17 protein-coding genes are annotated in these 17,851 nt (G+C 40.9%); 8 read left to right on the top strand and 9 right to left on the bottom strand.

Annotated features, from left to right (window positions below):
• Nucleotides 1-123 precede the first annotated feature (123 nt).
• A complete protein-coding gene (locus V7L29_RS05580) occupies nt 124-1,071 on the bottom strand; it encodes an NAD-dependent epimerase/dehydratase family protein (RefSeq protein WP_334734804.1) in 948 nt (315 codons plus the stop codon).
• 399 nt (nt 1,072-1,470) lie between these two features.
• Between V7L29_RS05580 and purD the strand changes: the two genes are divergently transcribed.
• Both purD and nblS read left to right on the top strand, forming a co-directional pair.
• Nucleotides 1,471-2,748, top strand: a complete 1,278-nt coding sequence (gene purD, locus V7L29_RS05575) for a phosphoribosylamine--glycine ligase (RefSeq protein WP_334734803.1) — start codon at nt 1,471-1,473, stop codon at nt 2,746-2,748.
• Between the two features lie 181 nt (nt 2,749-2,929).
• Nucleotides 2,930-4,876 (top strand): two-component system sensor histidine kinase NblS, encoded by a 1,947-nt coding sequence (gene nblS, locus V7L29_RS05570; protein WP_334692572.1) that lies wholly within the window; start codon nt 2,930-2,932, stop codon nt 4,874-4,876.
• A gap of 234 nt (nt 4,877-5,110) precedes the next feature.
• On the opposite strand, the gene V7L29_RS05565 is transcribed toward nblS, so the two are convergent.
• The gene (locus V7L29_RS05565) at nt 5,111-5,479 is read right to left on the bottom strand and encodes a zinc ribbon domain-containing protein (protein ID WP_334692571.1); all 369 of its coding nucleotides are present in this window, start codon (nt 5,477-5,479) and stop codon (nt 5,111-5,113) included.
• A gap of 259 nt (nt 5,480-5,738) precedes the next feature.
• Here V7L29_RS05565 and V7L29_RS05560 point away from each other — a divergent pair, with 259 nt between their 5' ends.
• Together V7L29_RS05560 and V7L29_RS05555 are read left to right on the top strand one after the other, a co-directional pair.
• Entirely contained in the window at nt 5,739-7,121 is a 1,383-nt protein-coding gene (locus tag V7L29_RS05560) for an AAA family ATPase (protein ID WP_334734802.1), read from the top strand.
• Entirely contained in the window at nt 7,121-7,837 is a 717-nt protein-coding gene (locus tag V7L29_RS05555) for a ParB N-terminal domain-containing protein (RefSeq protein ID WP_334734801.1), read from the top strand. The genes V7L29_RS05560 and V7L29_RS05555 overlap by 1 nt, the downstream gene beginning before the upstream one ends.
• A 131-nt stretch (nt 7,838-7,968) precedes the next feature.
• On the opposite strand, the gene V7L29_RS05550 is transcribed toward V7L29_RS05555, so the two are convergent.
• The gene (locus V7L29_RS05550; protein ID WP_334734800.1) at nt 7,969-8,916 is read right to left on the bottom strand and encodes a glycosyltransferase family 2 protein; all 948 of its coding nucleotides are present in this window, start codon (nt 8,914-8,916) and stop codon (nt 7,969-7,971) included.
• Between the two features lie 760 nt (nt 8,917-9,676).
• On the opposite strand from V7L29_RS05550, the gene V7L29_RS05545 reads away from it, so the two are divergent.
• Both V7L29_RS05545 and V7L29_RS05540 read left to right on the top strand, forming a co-directional pair.
• Nucleotides 9,677-10,102, top strand: a complete 426-nt coding sequence (locus V7L29_RS05545; protein WP_334692567.1) for an ester cyclase — start codon at nt 9,677-9,679, stop codon at nt 10,100-10,102.
• 206 nt (nt 10,103-10,308) lie between these two features.
• Nucleotides 10,309-11,775 (top strand): MFS transporter, encoded by a 1,467-nt coding sequence (locus V7L29_RS05540; protein ID WP_334692566.1) that lies wholly within the window; start codon nt 10,309-10,311, stop codon nt 11,773-11,775.
• Between the two features lie 568 nt (nt 11,776-12,343).
• On the opposite strand, the gene V7L29_RS05535 is transcribed toward V7L29_RS05540, so the two are convergent.
• Entirely contained in the window at nt 12,344-13,126 is a 783-nt protein-coding gene (locus tag V7L29_RS05535; RefSeq protein WP_334734799.1) for a hypothetical protein, read from the bottom strand.
• A 162-nt stretch (nt 13,127-13,288) separates the two neighbouring features.
• On the opposite strand from V7L29_RS05535, the gene V7L29_RS05530 reads away from it, so the two are divergent.
• Nucleotides 13,289-14,014 (top strand): gamma-glutamylcyclotransferase, encoded by a 726-nt coding sequence (locus V7L29_RS05530; RefSeq protein WP_334734798.1) that lies wholly within the window; start codon nt 13,289-13,291, stop codon nt 14,012-14,014.
• Here V7L29_RS05530 and V7L29_RS05525 read toward each other — a convergent pair.
• Together V7L29_RS05525 and V7L29_RS05520 are read right to left on the bottom strand one after the other, a co-directional pair.
• Entirely contained in the window at nt 13,992-14,261 is a 270-nt protein-coding gene (locus V7L29_RS05525) for a hypothetical protein (protein ID WP_334692562.1), read from the bottom strand. The genes V7L29_RS05530 and V7L29_RS05525 overlap by 23 nt on opposite strands.
• Nucleotides 14,245-14,634, bottom strand: coding sequence for a DUF120 domain-containing protein (locus V7L29_RS05520; RefSeq protein WP_334692561.1), 390 nt, complete (start codon nt 14,632-14,634; stop codon nt 14,245-14,247). Before V7L29_RS05520 ends, V7L29_RS05525 begins: the two co-directional genes overlap by 17 nt.
• Before the next feature lie 554 nt (nt 14,635-15,188).
• Between V7L29_RS05520 and V7L29_RS05515 the strand changes: the two genes are divergently transcribed.
• Entirely contained in the window at nt 15,189-15,323 is a 135-nt protein-coding gene (locus V7L29_RS05515; protein ID WP_334692560.1) for a hypothetical protein, read from the top strand.
• 45 nt (nt 15,324-15,368) lie between these two features.
• Here the strand turns inward: V7L29_RS05515 and V7L29_RS05510 are convergent, their stop codons facing one another.
• The 3 genes from V7L29_RS05510 to V7L29_RS05500 all read right to left on the bottom strand — a co-directional run bounded on the left by V7L29_RS05510 (nt 15,369) and on the right by V7L29_RS05500 (nt 17,466).
• The gene (locus tag V7L29_RS05510) at nt 15,369-16,004 is read right to left on the bottom strand and encodes a TetR/AcrR family transcriptional regulator (protein ID WP_334692559.1); all 636 of its coding nucleotides are present in this window, start codon (nt 16,002-16,004) and stop codon (nt 15,369-15,371) included.
• Between the two features lie 120 nt (nt 16,005-16,124).
• Nucleotides 16,125-16,571 (bottom strand): GNAT family N-acetyltransferase, encoded by a 447-nt coding sequence (locus tag V7L29_RS05505; protein ID WP_334692558.1) that lies wholly within the window; start codon nt 16,569-16,571, stop codon nt 16,125-16,127.
• A 154-nt stretch (nt 16,572-16,725) separates the two neighbouring features.
• Entirely contained in the window at nt 16,726-17,466 is a 741-nt protein-coding gene (locus tag V7L29_RS05500) for a DJ-1/PfpI family protein (RefSeq protein ID WP_334692557.1), read from the bottom strand.
• Nucleotides 17,467-17,851: the final 385 nt, after the last annotated feature.

Below are 17,851 nucleotides of genomic sequence, written 5' to 3'. Positions count from 1 at the left end.
TTATCCAAAAAATAAAACGGTAGAAATAATATCTCTTTAAAGGAAAATTTATCAAATCTTAATCTTTCAGATAAAAGCTCAAATAAATTACGTTTAGGGTGATGAAAAAAATTAAACGGATAGTTAATACAACGACTTAATCCACTCCCATTCCTGTGTCAAACCCTCTTTCAGGGAGACTTGGGGCTGATATCCCAGAATTTTCTGCGCTTTAGATACATCAGCAGCAGTGTGGCGGGCGTCTCCCATCGCTTTTTCTATGTGGTTTCTTTTGATTGATTTTCCAACAATTTCTTCAATCGTATCTAAGACTTCTGCTAAAACCACCCTGCTACCGCCACCGATATTAAAAATTTCTCCCACTGCTTGGGGTGCGGAGGCGGCGGCTAAATTGGCGGCAATGATATCACTAACAAACGTAAACTCCCGTGTTTGCTGGCCATCCCCGTAAATAGGAATCGCCTCATTTTGCAAAATGGATTTAAAAAACTTATTAAATGCCATATCTGGGCGCTGTTTGGGGCCATAAACTGTGAAATAGCGCAATGTCACACAGGGCACGCCAAAGTTTTTGTGATACAGTTCACACAAAAACTCCGCTGCTAGCTTCGTAATGCCGTAAGGAGAAACTGGTTGAGGACAAATTCTTTCATGGGTAGGTAATGTTTCCGCATCACCATATACACTCGATGAAGAGGCAAACACTAACCTTTTCAGGTGTTTAGCATCCTTCGCTGCTTCTAGCAAAACTTGTGTTGCGTTAATATTTCGTTCTGTATAACCTCGAAAACCTTTACCCCAACTTGCTCTAACACCTGCTTGTGCTGCTTGATGGTAAACTACATCAACATCTTTTAGGAGTTTGTGCCAATCTAAAAACTGAATATCACCTTCAATTAATGTAAAGCCAGGTGACTGATGTAAGTGTGCAATATTCTTATGCTTTAACATCGGATCGTAGTAATCATTGAATTCATCAATCCCGATCACTTCTTTTCCTTGTTGCAGCAATGTTTCTGCTAGATGAGAACCAATAAAGCCGGCGGCTCCAGTAACGATAATTTTAGCCATGTTGCCTATTTGTTGATATTTTGATTAATCTTCATATTCACAGGTTAATACTTGTAATCAATAATCGTCATTACCTGAAGACAATTTATTTTTACTTAATTATTTCAAGGGTTAAAAAATCATCATAAATACTTAAACATTATACTTATAGTGAAAAAACTTCAGTAAATTTATTGAATTATTGCTATTAATAACATTTATTATAATTCTACTAATTCGCAAAATTAGATTTTCAGAATAAATACAGTAGAAATTCAATAGCTATATTTCTTCTTGCCCCCTGCTCCTTAGGCTTTTTAGTCATGAGGGGGCTTGCACAAGTGTGAGAATTGATGAAAAAATTGATCCGCGAGAGCCGATAAGGCATTCTCGTTTTGCAAGGAACGCACGAGGAAATCAGTGAAAGTTTTAGTTGTAGGTAATGGGGGGCGCGAACACGCTCTGGCATGGAAACTGTTGCAATCTAAGCAAATTGAGCAAGTTCTCTGTGTACCAGGGAATGGGGGTACAGCAAGTATGGAACATTGCCAGAACTTGCCCTTGGCAGGAGATGATTTTGAGGGCATTAGCCGATATGCTCTAGAACATGGGATAACTCTGGTGATAGTTGGACCAGAAATCCCCTTGGCGAAGGGAATCACAGATTATCTCCAAGACAAAGGATTGATGGTATTTGGTCCAATTAGAGCAGGAGCGCAAATTGAAGCGAGTAAAGCTTGGGCAAAAGCCCTGATGCAAGAAGCAGGAATTCCGACAGCACGGGCTGCGGTATTTACGCAGGCAGCAGCAGCAAAATCCTATGTGAAAGCTACAGGAGCGCCAATTGTCGTCAAAGCTGATGGCTTGGCGGCTGGTAAGGGTGTAACGGTGGCACAAACAGTTGAACAGGCAGAAAGTGCCGTTGATGCGATTTTTCAAGGACAGTTCGGCAGTGCAGGTAAATTTGTGATCATTGAAGAATGTTTGATTGGGCAAGAGGTGTCAGTTTTAGCCTTAACGGATGGGTTAACAATTCGACCCTTACTGCCAGCTCAAGACCATAAGCGGATTGGTGAGGGTGATACGGGGGAAAATACTGGTGGCATGGGAGCCTATGCCCCAGCACCCATTGCTACACCTTCTTTGATGGCACGCATTCAAACAGAAGTATTAGAAAAGGCGATCGCAACTTTACGAGCTAAAGGCATTGACTACCGAGGTGTACTGTATGCTGGGTTAATGATTGCACCCGATGGCAACTTGAAGGTTTTGGAATTTAACTGTCGTTTTGGCGATCCAGAAACCCAGGTGATTTTGCCATTGTTAGCAACACCCCTAGAAGAGTTGCTTCTAGCCTGTGTACAACAGCGATTAAGTGAATTGCCGCCTATTGCTTGGAAAGGGGGAGCATCTGCCACTGTCGTTGCAGCCTCAGGGGGTTATCCAGGAGAATATGAGAAAGACCAAGTGATTACTGGTATTAGCGAGGTAGAGGCAACAGGAGCAACTGTATTTCATGCAGGTACGAAGTTGAACCAGCAACAAGAAGTAGTGACAGATGGGGGCCGAGTATTAAATGTGACTGGAATCGGAGAAAATTTTGAGCAAGCGATCGCCCAAGCATATGCAGGGATCAAATATATTCAGTTTGAGGGGATATATTACCGAAGAGATATAGGTTATAGAGTTAGGAGTTAGGAGTTGGGAATTATTCCCCATGCCCAATGCCCCATGACGCCACTTGCTTTAAGTCGGCACGCAAGGGCGCAGTGGCTCCCCCATGCCCCATTCCCCATTCCTTTAACATGTTTGTCAAATTAACTGTTAATTTTTTAGTTGTTGGGCTTTATAACAAAGACTACTAACAACTTTATTTAAGATGCTAAGTCTGTTAAAAACAATTCGAGATGCGATCGCTAGTTGGTGGTCGGAGTTCACCCTCCAGACCAAACTGCTGGCTGTGGCCACAATGGTAGTTTCGTTGGTAATGAGTGGTTTGACCTTCTGGGCTGTGAATACAATTCAGCAGGATGCGCGGATGAATGACACCCGCTTCGGGCGTGACTTGGGGCTGCTGCTTGCTGCCAACGTTGCTCCCCTAATTGCTGACAATAATCTGACTGAGGTTGCCCAATTTTCTCAACGCTTCTACAGCAGCACCTCTAGTGTGCGTTATATGCTCTACGCCGATGAAACCGGGGAAATCTTTTTTGGCATTCCTTTTTGGGAAGCGGAGGTAGAAAACTCCCTCACTATTAAACGGCGGATACAACTGCCAGAAGATTACCCTGGTGATGGGGAAAAGCCGATGGTACGGCAACACACGACCCCAGATGGGACAGTCACCGATGTATTTATTCCCCTGCTCGTCAATAAAAAATACTTAGGTGTATTAGCGATCGGTATCAACCCCAATCAGACCGCTGTCATTTCCACCAATTTTACCCGCGATGTCACCATTGCCGTTTTTATCACGATTTGGGTAATGGTGATTTTGGCAGGAGTGATTAACGCCTTGACTATCACTAAGCCGATTAAAGAACTGCTGGTCGGAGTGAAGCAAATTGCTACCGGGAATTTTAAGCAGCGGATTAATTTACCTTTAGGGGGCGAACTGGGGGAGTTAATTTTAAGCTTTAATGAAATGGGAGAGCGATTAGAGCGCTATGAAGAACAAAATATTGAGGAACTGACCGCAGAAAAAGCCAAGCTAGAAACCTTAGTTTCGACGATCGCAGATGGTGCTGTGTTGATTGATAACAACATGCAGGTGATTTTAGCTAACCCCACAGCAGAGCGAATTTTTGGCTGGGAAGCAACTGATGTGGTAGGCCGCAATGTGTTACATCACTTGCCCCCAGCAGTACAAATGGAAATCACCCGTCCCTTGTACGAAATGGCAGCAGGCGAATGCGAAAGCGCCGAATTCCGGATTTTTATTAACCAACCTACCCCGCGGACAATCCGCATTCTCTTGACTACAGTACTCAACCTGCAAAGGGAAAGTATCAAAGGCATTGCGATTACTATCCAAGATATTACCCGCGAGGTCGAGCTAAACGAGGCAAAAAGTCAATTTATCAGCAACGTTTCTCACGAACTGCGAACGCCTTTATTCAACATCAAAACCTATATTGAAACCCTGCACGACTACGGCGAAGACTTAGCTTTACAAGAACGGCAAGAGTTTCTGCAAACTGTCAACCATGAAACCGATCGCCTAACTCGCCTAGTTAACGATGTTTTGGATTTATCAAAACTCGAATCTGGCCGCCACTACAACTTCAATGGGGTGGATTTAGCCCAAGCGATCGAGCAAACCCTGCGTACTTACCAACTCAATGCTAAAGATAAAGGTGTTGAACTTGTTCAGGAAGTTGCTCCTAATTTGCCCCTGGTAATGGGTAATTATGATCTGTTAGTACAAGTGTTTGGCAATCTGATTGGTAATGCCCTCAAATTCACAAAAGCCGGTGGTAAAGTAGCAATCCGCGCCTACCAACTAGATCTCAAACCCAATCACACCCAATCTTCTCCAGTGCGGATTGAAATCTCCGATACTGGAATTGGCATCGCCACAGAAGACCAACACTCAATTTTTGAACGCTTCTTCCGTGTCGAAAACCGAGTTCACACCCTAGAAGGCACGGGTTTAGGTTTATCGATTGTCAGAAATATCATCGACAGGCATCGTAGTAAAGTCCATCTTGTGAGTGAAGTCGGCATTGGCACCACTTTTTGGTTCGACTTAGCCGTTTTTGAGGAAAAAGCGCCACCGATACTGATTGAGCCTGTTGCTGAAGCATCCAAAATTAACACAGCCTGAATACAAGGGACTGGGTATGTCTGGTTGTGATGCTTTTTTTAAGCAAGTTACGATAAAAAGTATGAGAATTGTCACAAGATAGAGGAATTATATGATAAAAAACTGTTAAAGGTAATGCAGGTGAATCAGCCCTTTTCTAAAAAAGTGACTGCAAGATTAAGTTTTATTTTTCGTCGCACAATTTTTTTACTGATGACTAATCCCCCAGATAACGGGGGATTGTTTTAAACTCATCTAAGTTACTAGACTGAAGAACAAACAGACCAATAATAAACCTAATAGCAACAGCAAAGCTTGATTGCGTTTTACCCAACTTTTCACAGTTATTGCAAAACTGTGAGTGTAACGCTGCTGTTGCAAATCTAATTTTGTCTCTTCAATATTTTGGTAGAGGGTACAGTCTTTGGCGTAAGGACGCTGGGGAAAATTGCAAGTATCATCAGCGTGATAAGTGCAGGTGTCGCACAGATACCCGTCCCCAGTGGCGCGGTGCAATGGAATACCGGGATGACCGTAAGCTTTGAGTGTTGTCCGGCAAAAGGGACAATTAATAGCTTGATTATCAACGAGTTGATGGCAGTGGGGACAAGATACAGTAGCCAAAACCTTTAGCACAAATAGGTAAACACTTTGATTCTAGCCATTTACAAAGGTAATGGGGAAATAGATATGTAGCCTATCAATTTTGAATATGGCTAACTCTCATAAGTGGTTATTTTAACAGTAAAAACACTAGTTTTATAATGATTATTTAAATTTTTCTAGGTGATTTATATCACTCAAAATAATTAAGGCTATGACATAATTTAGGAAATATGAGCTTTTATGCCAAGTGCAATAATTATTTAGAGGTAGAAAAAGATTGTCTTTTAATCCCGAGCTGTGCCGTAACGAAAGCGAAGTTGAAAGCAAACTCATAGTGCAATATTTGTTACCGCAGCTAGGTTATACTCCTGACACCTGGCATCAAGAAGTTGCCATTGGTAGCATCCGCTTAGATTTCTTAGCATTTGCCGCGCAAGTGATTCCCTTTGTCTTAGATGCCAACTCACCGCTGAGTGTCGTCATGGAGGCAAAGCATCCCAAACAAAACTTAAATAATCATGTCCTCCGACTCAGGCATTATTTAACCAGCTTAAATGTCAGATATGGATTGCTGACTAATGGCAAAGAAATTAGAATTTATCAAAAATTCCAGACTGATATTCAATTAGTATTTCAATGCTCTGGGAAAGAAGTTGATATCAAGTTAGATAAAATTAAAAGTTTAATTGGTAGAGAGAGTCTTAAAGAAGGACAGCTAGTAGATAAACCAGAAGTTCAAATATCTGAAAAAATTTCAATTTTTGAAACAACAAGGCAACATTCAATGAAGACAATTGCAATCTACCATCATAAGGGCGGTGTAGGTAAAACCACAGTTGCTATAAATTTAGCGGCTGCATTAAGTAAAAAAGGAAAAAAAGTTCTTCTAGTTGATATAGATGCTCAAGCAAATACAACTTTTGCGACAGGATTGATTAAATTCCAATTTGAGGAAGATGATGATTTAAAAAACTGTAATGTTTATCATTTATTAGAAAAAAATGACATTAAATTTATTCCAGATATTGTTTGCAAATCTAAGTTTTTTAACAATCCAGAAATTGATGTTATCCCTTCACATATCACCTTGATTGCATTGCAGCAAAATCTTGTCCAATCTGGGCCAAGTCGTTTTAGACTGGCTAAAAAACTAGAAAAAGTAAAAAATGAATATGATATTGTAATTATTGACACGCCTCCATCTTTAGATGTGTATGCACAAGCTGCCTTAACTGCTGCTGATTACCTAATAATTCCTTCAGACTTAAAGCCATTTTCCAACCAAGGATTACCTAGTGTAAAAAACTTTATTCAACAAGAAATTAATGAGAATAAAGAAGGTCTAGGAAAGCCACCTCTTACTATTATGGGTGTTCTTCCATCTAAAATTTCTACTAATGCTCAGTATCTCAAATACACATTTGCAAAACATAAAAATGTAATTATTAATCGTTATAATATGCCAATAATGGATAGTTTTATTTCAGAAAGAACAGCTTTATCTGCTTGTATTAATAAAACTATATTAATGGGAAATATGGAAATACCTGATCCTAAATCTATTCTTGATTTTGCCCTTAATGAACCTTCTGCAAATCAAGCCGCCGCTGAGTTTGAATTTCTAGCTATAGAAGTTTTAAGTAAAATTGGGATGCAATAATGATTAAGTTTTTTATGGTAGATGTTGAAAGTGTTACTTCTAATGTTCCTCGTTCAAACTTTCAAGAGACTGATTTAGAAATTCTTGCTGACCTGATACTAGAATCTGGAGGCATTTTAAAACCATTAGTCTTAAAAAAGACTGGCTTTGAACAATATGAGGTAGTTGATGGGCATTTCGAGTACTATTCTGCTGTAAGAGCTAAAGAAAAAAACCCTAGTGAAGGTGACATGGTTAGTGCTTTAATTATATCTTCTGAAAACGAGGATGTAGCCTTAAAACAAGTTGCATCTCTCAAAGGAATTAATTCTTCTATTAAATCAGTAACACCACAGCCTGAAACAACAAAGTTAGAACCACGTCTGGCAAATTTAGAATTACGGCTTGAGAAGCACTTTAATGAGTTTAAGTCAGAATTTATACAAGAAAAACAGAGAATAGATAATCAGTTCAAGCAACTTGAAAACCTTATCCCTCAAAAGGGTGAACAGAATAATCCACTTAATTTATTGAACTCTTTGGACAAAGACGAGTTATCTATAAAGTTACAACGCTCTAGAATTCGTGGGGCTGAAAAACTTGCAAAAGACATATTTGATGCTCGACGCAAGAAATCAAAGCAACAATTTGAAGATTACCGTGATGTAGTAAAATCTGTTAAAAACTTGGGTGATAAAACAATTTTGACTATTATTGATGAGTGGTCAAGAAGTTAGTAGTTAGTTAAATAAGTTCTTCGCAGTGTAAAACTCTGTATACCTTTCTCTGCGCCTTTGGGTAAGCCATTAGCCACAAGGTACTTGATATAAAAAGGGGTACGCGGGCTGTGCCAACGCATTCCCATAACTTAACCCCGCACCTGTCGCAGTGCATTAAACGCCTTACCTCGCAATCCGACTGGTAACAACGATAAACCTAAACCAGTCCAAGCTTTAGGAGTTGAAAAAGACTTTCCTGCCAAAACTAGCTCTCTACCTTTTTGCGTTTCACCCTTTTCAATTAAACGCAAACCTAATAATAATTGCGTTTCAGTTAAACGATTTTTCCTGATTGTCTCTATTTTTTCAGACTCAAATTTATAACTTTCTAAATACCGCATTTTATCAAATAAATAAGGAATGGCTCGATTGATACCTTGCTGCTCTGCATGGGAGCGATATTCCATCAATAACTCAGGTAAATAATAACCTTTTTTACCAGCCAAAGCCAGACGCACAAATAAATCATTATCCTCACAATTTTGCAGATTTGGCTGCATATATCCTAATTCTTGCAAGGTTTTACGGCGAAATAATGTTGCCCCAATTTGAAAGCTTTGGTGAATAAATGCAACTTCCAACAAATTATCGACAACACCTGCTGGTAAATTTTTCCTACCCCAACGATGAGAATTTTCTTGAGTTTTTGCTTCATCCCGCACATTATCAATATCAATTATCCAATGGTCTGTACCAACAAAATCAATGCTAAAGTCTTGAGCAAGAATAGCTGCTGTACTTGCAAGAAAATCGGGTGTTAGTCGGTCATCATCATCAAATTTAATAAAATATTCACCACTGGCAGCATTAAAGCCCGATCGCATATTATTACTTTTACCAATATTTTGCGGATGACGGATATATTTAATCCGGTGGTCTGTGTACTGTGACATCAACTCAGGTGTGCGATCGCTAGAACCGTCATCACAAACAATTAGTTCAAAGTCTTGCTCAGACTGATTGAGTACGCTGTCAATGGCATAAGGAAGGAGATGGACACGATTAAAAGTAGGAATACAAACAGTAATTTTAGGCATATTATATACTAATAAGTGGATAATCTAGAAAATAGAAAGCTTCTATCAATTGCTAATTTAATGCATCGCCAATCAAGCTAAATATAGCAAATAGTTATTTTAATTTTATTCATTGCTTTCTGGGATAAATTACTAGTTTTTACAATTATCCTAAGTTATTTTAGCTGTTTTGGTCTTTGTTCTGGTTGTTTGAGAAAGCAATAGTATAGGAATATCTGCGCTAACATTCACCTAAATGCTATTTGGCAAAGCTACTACTTGGTCAAACACCACATTATTAACAAGGGTATAAATACTGAAATTCATTTTGATAAATCATTTTGATTTTTAAGTTTCTGAGTAACGCAAATATTATTATCGTTATTCTCTCTCATTATTGCGAAATAATTAATAATATACACATTTTTACACTTTATGCTGAGGGCAAGAAGGAAGCGATTTTGGTTAGTTTGGATGATACTAACATTACCCGCTGTTTGTCTGCATTGGCAAAACCCGTGCTGTGGTATCGCTTTTCTCAAAAATGACCTGTGCGCTTGGGCATTCGATTAAAGTACATGGCAGTGTACCAGTAATGAAAATGTCTTGGATGCTGTCTATAATGCGATAATATTTGGGGTTGCCTAAAGCAGTAGTGGTTGTCTTTCAACAAATTGGCAACAATGCATGGAGCAAAAATTATTTGGGGAACTTCCATCAGCCCCCAGTTAATCAATGATAAATAAGCATTATTTTTAATTTAAGTATAAAAGGAGTAGCAATGTCTGACATTGAAGACAACAAAGTAATTGCTCGACGGTGGATTGAACTTATTAGCGAGCATCGAATTGAAGATATCTGCGAGATGACCGCCCCAACTTGGACGATCCACGGTAGTTTACCTGGGCTTCCCCCAGGCCCAGATGGGGTACGTAAACTCTTTGGTTCATTTGGGGCTATCGAGCAAAAATGGACAATTGAAGACGTAATTGCTGAAGGTGACAAAGTTGTGGTACGTGCGACAAACACCTGCGTTCAAGAAAGTTTCTTTGGAATACCTAGTCATGGTCAAGAGCAGACGTTCACGGCTATTTTCATTCATTGGATTGTTGACGCAAAGATAATTGAAACCTGGCGAAACGCTGATGATCTTGGACGAGTTCTTCAGCTTGGGGCGCGGATTGAGCTAGGAACGTCTGGGCAATAACTTTACCTGGTTCCAAAAGAAGGGCAGCCTAAGCAATTCCAAATAAATCCCACTATACAGGCATCCTGACTATTGACTCGATAGTTTCATAAAGCTTGGGCAGCTGATCTTTAGTTTCCTGAACTTGGTAGTGAGGATAACACCCTACAATGAATATACGTATGCAAACTATTCACAACCGTAAAGTCAAAAGTGGAGGCTAAACGTTGGCACAATTGCAAACACAACCTCTGGCTTTGTCAGGCTCTCAAAAAAATTGGGTCTTACTCGGTGTCGGACTTGGGGTATTCATGTCTACCCTAGATGTGGGCATCATCAATGTTGCTTTGCCGACATTGGTGCAAGCTTTTGACACCAGTTTCCCTACGACCCAATGGGCTGTATTGAGTTACCAGTTGGTCAGTTCTGGTTTAGTTTTGGGGGCAACGCGTCTGGGGGATATGTGGGGCAAGAAGTCCTTATATCAGGGGGGACTTGTTCTGTTCACTTTCAGTTCACTATTGTGTGCTTTTGCACCTAGTATTGAGTGGTTGATCGGCTTTCGGGCCCTTCAAGGACTAGGGGCTGTGTTCATTTCTGGGCTTGGTTTGGCAATCATCACAGAAGTTTTTCCCTCTTCCGAACGAGGTCGAGCCGTTGGCATCATCGGTAGTGTAGTGTCATTAGGAATTGCTTTTGGCCCTTCCGCTGGCGGACTGCTCCTCAGCTTGTCAGGTTGGCATAGTATATTCTTCATCAATGTACCGCTGGGGATCATAGCTAGTTTCTTAATAGCTAGGGTGGTGCCACCTTCTGTACGCATTCAGGGCAAAGAAAAATTTGACTTTTTTGGAGCCATATTGGCTTTATTGACTCTGGGTAGTTTTGGGCTGGGTATGACGCTAGAGCAAAGCCAGGGCTTTAGCAGTATTAATGCATTGGTATTATTAGCGATCGCAGCCGCGAGTTTTATGACTTTTTTGGTAGTTGAAGCGATCGTAGAGCAGCCACTATTAGAGCTACACCTGTTTCGTAATCTTCAGTTAAGTATGGGTTTGCTAAGTGGCTGGCTAGCATTCACTGTTATTGGCGGTTCGCTACTCATTGTCCCTTTCTTTCTAGAGGGCGTCAAGCATTATTCGACGGTAAAAGTGGGGCTGCTATTAGCCGTGTCGCCTGTACTTAGTGGCTTAATTGCCCCTCTGGCTGGAATACTTTCAGACCGCTTTGGCGGTCGAGTGATCAGCTCCATTGGACTGGGGTTGATGATTGGCGGCTGTTTAGGGATTAGCACCTTTGATGCTCAAATTACTGAGCTAGGCTATGTGTCGCGCTATTTTATTTACGGCATTGGATTGGGTTTATTCCAATCGCCAAACAACAGCACTGTCATGGGAGCAGTACCAAGGGAGCGGCTAGGGATTGCTTCTGGGTTGCTGTCTTTGTCACGTACTTTAGGGAATACGGTAGGAGTTTCTCTAATCGGGGCAGTATTTGGAGCATTAATCGCTAGCATGTCTGCGGGTGCAGATGTCTCTGTTGCCCCTCCTGAGGCGATCGTTGCGGGGTTCCAAGGAACTTTTCGCTTTGCAGCCCTAATACTGTGTGGGGCAGCAGTTGCATCCGTTTTGAGCATCAGGAAGAGGCAGGGGGGTAGGAAGGCAGGGGAGGCAGGGGGAGCAGGGGAGGAATAATTAATGCTCAATGCCCAATACCCGATGCCCGATGTCAACGAAATCCTCATCCGACCAACGGGACAAGAACACTAAAGCTAAAGGGCAGGCTTAACAGGCGTGCCCTTTTTTAGATAAGTAGTGTCAAGAAAAACATTGAGAGAGGGTAAAATTTTTAACTCAATTCCAAATAAGTGATGAATCTTCAAAACTATGGACGCTGTATTATTTGATATGGATGGTATTTTGCTAGATAGCGAACAGTTAGCTCCTACTTGAATCCTGCTAAGTACAGCATTTCATTAATTCGTAGCAAATTAAATTTTGCAATCCCCTACAATACCATTGTGTTGGCTAACAATGCCATTGTGTCACCTGACAATGCCATTGTGTCGGCTAACAATGCCATTGTGTTACCTGACAATGCCATTGTGTTCCCCTACAATTAAAACGCTACACTTTTATGCAAAACTGTATTAAGTATACTAAGAAAAAAACTTTTGTATAGAAAGCTTTTAGTCACTTTTGCTTTTCAAAAATCAAATAGGAATCCTATATTCTGACTCCTAGCTCTTTAAGGCAATAATTCTTAGCTGCGTTGGCGTACTCTCAAAATGGCACTTGAAACACCGAAAGCTAATATAGCCACGGTATAATTTGGTTCAGGAACTGCAATAATGCTCACCCTGTTGATTGCCAAAGCCCTATTTGACTCAGAAGTGCTGAAAACGAGTCGCGAGATGTTAGCAGTTTCACTGCGAATCCCAAGGAACAATGCCGAATTATCCAATGTTACTGAGGAAGTCCCCGGTACTGAGAAAGTACCCAATAGGTTATTGGCACTATCAAAAGCTGAGACAAACGCGTTGAATTTTAAAATATCGTCTACAGCTATTTGAGTACCAGCACCGAAAACAGGCTGATCAAAGCTAATGGTCAAAGGGCCTGGGTTGCCAATGGCAGGAAAACCACTTCTTGGGTTCAAGCCTGTCAACAAAAGAAAATCGCCATCAGCGAAGTTAGTCGGAATACCTTTGGGTATAAAAGAGGTTTGAAAAACAAAAGGTGGGGTAATACCAGAATCATTAACTTGAGGTACAGTTACACCTAGAGCTAAACCGCCTTCGGATACTGCTGAAAAAGAGTTAGGCAAAAAAGCCGAAGGATCGGGAGCAAAGGGATTGAACACTTTACCCAAACTTGACCAATCAATTCCGTCATTGCTTCCGAAAGCAGCACGACTAGTTACTAATGTAACTGCTTTAACTGGTAACGGGAGAACTGCTATTAGAGTTGTAATTGCTAGTTTGGTGGCAATTGCTGGTAAATATTTGATTGAGAACTTTAATAATTGATTTGTTGCAAATGCCACAAAGCTTACTCCTTATTCCGTGGATTGGCATCATCAAGATACTGCTGCCTGTAGTTAGGCTTATTCTTAATCCTACGAAAAAGGAAGTTTTATGATAATTAATTTATCTTAAACTTATAGTGAAATTACTGAAGATTTCCAGAAAAGGAAATAATCTACATTATGTCACTCAGTCGTAGCGACCTCGAAACCGGAAATGAACAGACAAGACTATTAGAAGCATCACACTCTGGAATAAAGCTAACTACCCTGAGCGAAGATGAGTTACAGCGATCGCTCGATGAAACACTACAACAGCAACCACCAAATTCTGATATCTGGATATTTGCCTACGGTTCGCTGATATGGAATCCGCTAATCACATACGTCGAGCGCCGTGCTGGCATCATTTATGGTTGGCATCGGCGCTTCTGTACATGGATGATCCTCGGTCAGGGTACTCCAGAGAATCCCGGATTACTCTTAGGACTTGATCGGGGCGGTAGTTGTCGTGGTGTTGTTTATCGCATTGCTGCTGCCAATGTACCATCCGAATTATTGCTGATTTGGCGACGGGAGATGATAGCTGGTGTCTACGTTGCTCGTTGGGTAAGAGTGTTTGATGGTACGCAGGAATTCCAAGCGATCGCCTTCGTTGCCAATCGCCAACATCCCAGGTACGCTCATCAGATCCCATTAACAACCACTGTTAATAGTATTGCCACCGCATCTGGAAAATTGGGTTCCTGCGCTGATTATCTCATGAGAACTGTCGATGGATTAATCGCAGAAGGCATTAAAGATAGAAAATTACTCTTGTTACGTAAACAAGTGCTGGCAAAACAACAAGCGCTTTTAGTTAATAGCGATCACTCTACTTTACCGACTATTTACGAGCAACAGCCATGATGTGAGCGCTCATCCCCAATATAGAGGGTTCGGTTTCTAACCAACGAATCGCTTCTAAAAGGCGATCGCGGCCAACATCGAAAATCACTGCGGGTGGAGGCGGTAGGTAGCGGCTAATAAGTTCTTGGCTTCGGGCTAATTCCAGCAAACCTGCACCTTTTGATAACCGCTTTTGCTCCCGACCACTCGCGTAATGGATTAACGCTTCATCTCCAAGCAGATTGTTTAATTCAGATAAATCTGACATCGTGAATCTCAACTTCAATCAAATCATTATCTTTAAGGTTATATAACTCCCGAAGTTTAACATCGCAAGCTATCTCAATAATTGTTTTCGGATGATCTCCACTATCAGTATTGTTTTTGTCTGTTCTTAAGATAAAAGCATCTCTTCCAAATATCTGACAGGGAACGATACTAACAGAAACAGTCCCTCCATATTCTTCCTTTTCCAGACGGATTACATTTTTTGGGAGATGGTAAGGTTGATCCAGCTGAATATTTAAAGTTCCAGGGAAGAATTTCATTCCCGTTTTTCTCAAGTAATATTCCTGGAGTTTGTCAATCCAGTAAGAAAAGTTTCCTAAACCACTGACAACTTTACCTTTCAAGATTTTCATATATCTTTGTTTTTGTAAATAGGCTGGTAAATTTTAATTATTTATATAAATTGAACATAAATTTTATTCAGTAGTGATCGCCAAAGTTCAGCACCTGACATAATCAGCATGCGGAAACTTTGCCAGTAACTTCTCGATCACAATCTGCAAGGCAGGGTCATCATTCCAGCACGAGAGCAAGTACTCGAATCCTGGGTTTTCTCTTAAAATCCCTGCCATTTTGAGCCGAATGGCACTAAGAAAAGCTCTAAGCGATGCAGGATAAGCGGTACAGATTTTAAAGCTATTGAACAGTGAAGGTCTTGGTAGGAGCAACGCGAAAAAGTAAGATCATCGTCCAATGAGCAGGGGGAGTAAATAGAAAAAATAGTAATTTTTGCTACTAAAATATTCCAAAATACACTTAATTTATTTTTCCCCCTGCCTCCCCTACCTCCCCTGCTTACACACCTTACAAAATCGCATTGCTCCCTCAGCATCTTAGTTAAGCCCAAGTGAGCGATCGCTTCTTGACCTAACATAGCCATATCAGTGTCTCAAACCGATCTAGTGTCTTGCTTTGTGCTAGTAGGTACCGCCAAGAAGTTGTCACACAGTCTCAACTACTGGCTCGTCTGGGACTGATCAAACAACAGCCGAACTGGGACAAGGCAATTGATACAGCGATCGCCAAAGCTGTTACCTCTTGAGTAGCTTTGGTAGCGAGTCTTGCAGAAATAACTTACTTTCATAGATCATAGCTGTACAGGCGTATTGACAACTGAGAGGGGAGTGGCACTGATACCGCGCACAAAAATATCTACACAGGTTTCGATATAGTCCTCACAGCTATAGCTGCCTTGATTGTATTTTACACTGCGGCATAGCATTCCAGCTAACAGCATTCCTGTAAACATATCGACTGCTGGAAATGGATCAAGGTCTGCTCTGACGATGCTTCGTCTCTGACTCGATTGCAGGTAAGCTACCAGTTTTTCTTTTAAGGGCTTGGCAGCTTCTTGAATCACTTGTTTGGCTGCCTCAGGATGACGTTTGGCTTCTCCAATGAAGGTACGAATTAAGTCTTCCTGTGCCTCTAGCATAGTATTGTAAAGATGGGCATAATGTCTTAAATCAATTTTTAGATCCTGCGTCCACGCTTCGGGGTGTGCAAGGGCTTCTGTCTGGAGTGCAAAGGCATTTTTGATTACTGCTCCCAGAAGTTGTTCTTTGCTAGCAAAGTGGCGATATAAAGTCACCTCATTCACACCAGCAACACGAGCTATTTCCCGGGTAGTTGCTCCTTGAACACCTAAACTGGCAAATATCTGTGAGGCGGCTTCTATCAAACGTGTACGGGTGAGAGTTGATGAACGGATGGTTTTATTCATTTATGCTGGCAAGTACTTACTTAGATCATAGGTTATGTGGAAAAAGTGGTTACAACTTGGGGAAAAATAATCTTCATAGCAGCTTTTTTCAAGTTATTTAAAATCTTTACACTCTCAAATTTATTTCTGTACAGTAACTAATGTTTTACTCATTTTAGTAACTGGGACAACTACTCCACTTCTTAAATAATGAGGTGCTTTTTGGATAGCAGTAAATCCCAGTCGTAAATAAAACCCTTCAGCATAAAGACTAGCAGTTGTAATTACCTTATCTATACCTTGCTCAGTTGCTTTATCGCAAAAATGTTGAACTAAAGCACGTCCAATCCCTTTACCTTGATATTTAGGATGAACATACAGCCCGATGAGTTCATCAACAATAAAACTAGCAAAACCGATAACAACATCTCCCTCGAGCGCAACCCAGAAAGTTTCCACTTTCATCCTCTTCAAGATATTTAAACCATCAGGTTTTTCACGGTTATTACGCCAAGCTAAAAGTTCTTTTTGGGTGTAGAAAGTTGCAGGCAGAGCTTTGATAGCAGCAATATGAATTGCACTCAGCATCCACGCATCTGTTTCCTGGGCAGGTCGAAGAGATATTTCCTTAGCGCTCATAGGTTCAGGGCTAGCATTTAGATTACACACCTGTTTGACTTTTTGGTATGTTATAAGAAATTTTAATTACCGCAGCTACGCCCGTCGTAGACATCGCAAGACATCAACTAGACAAATTCTCAACTGCTTTACTGGTATTAACAGTTTGCAATTGAGTCACAACTCGCTGGACAATCTGCCGTCTGATTTCCTGAACATTTTGACTCGCCGCTGTAACGTGAGCAAGTACAGCCGCAGGGGCAGTTTGGGGAGAACCACTGTTAAAGGGTGGTTGGGGATTGTATTCGATCCCTAGTTGAATTGCTTGAGCTATCGCTTCCCCAAATAACTCAGCAGCTAAAGTCAGCCCAAAATCAATGCCAGCTGTCACACCGCCGCCTGTAATTCGATTGCGATCAATCACAACTCTTTGGGCAACTGTCTTAACTCCCAACATCTCAAGCAAATCCAATAATAGCCAGTGAGTAGTGGCGCGATACCCCTGAAGTAAACCGGCCGCCGCCAGCAGCAGAGAACCAGTGCAGACAGCCGTAACGTAGCGGGCTTGTTTCCCTTGGGTTTTGAGAAATTCCAGAAACTTTTGATCTTCCATTTTAGCATTGATACCTGGGCCTCCTGGCACAAATAACACATCTAAGGCTGGGGCTTGAGCAAAGGTTGTGTCCGGTAGAAAAATAAGACCGCAATCGCTCCGAATTGGTTCGAGTGTTTCTGCCAGCAGATATAATTGCACGTTTGGCAATTTGGCAAAAACTTCGTAGGGTCCCGTGAAATCTAACTGCGTCACATTTGGGAACAATATTATCCCAATGGATAGAGAAGAAACAAGTTCTTTTACAGTCACTATTTATGTCCTCATTCAAAATACTCAAGATGCCGATGCTTAAGATAGCTTAGACCAAATTCTAATGTATCTAGTTATACTATTTCACAAAAATCTTGATCTAATTGCTCACCCAAGCTTAATAATATAACTTTTGAAACATAAACACCCATAAACCTATCGACAAAACGTATAATAGTTTTTAAACTACGGTAAGTTTATCGGTAAAGTGTATGTTATAGATAAAGCAATAAAATAACCAACTTCAAAAGACAAATTTTGAAGTAATCAAGCAATATCGTTTGATATTTAGCTAATTTTGCTGTGTTTACTTGAATATATTCTCAAAGCTTGCTTATCAGAGTATTTACCAAGCTGGAAGACATTAGAAAGTCAAAAGGAGTGA

The sequence above is a fragment of the Nostoc sp. genome, assembly GCF_036916575.1.
In the GTDB taxonomy this organism is placed as follows: Bacteria; Cyanobacteriota; Cyanobacteriia; order Cyanobacteriales; family Nostocaceae; genus Nostoc.
The sequence above is the reverse complement of the archived record's forward strand: the minus strand, read 5'-3'. Positions and strand labels throughout refer to the sequence as shown.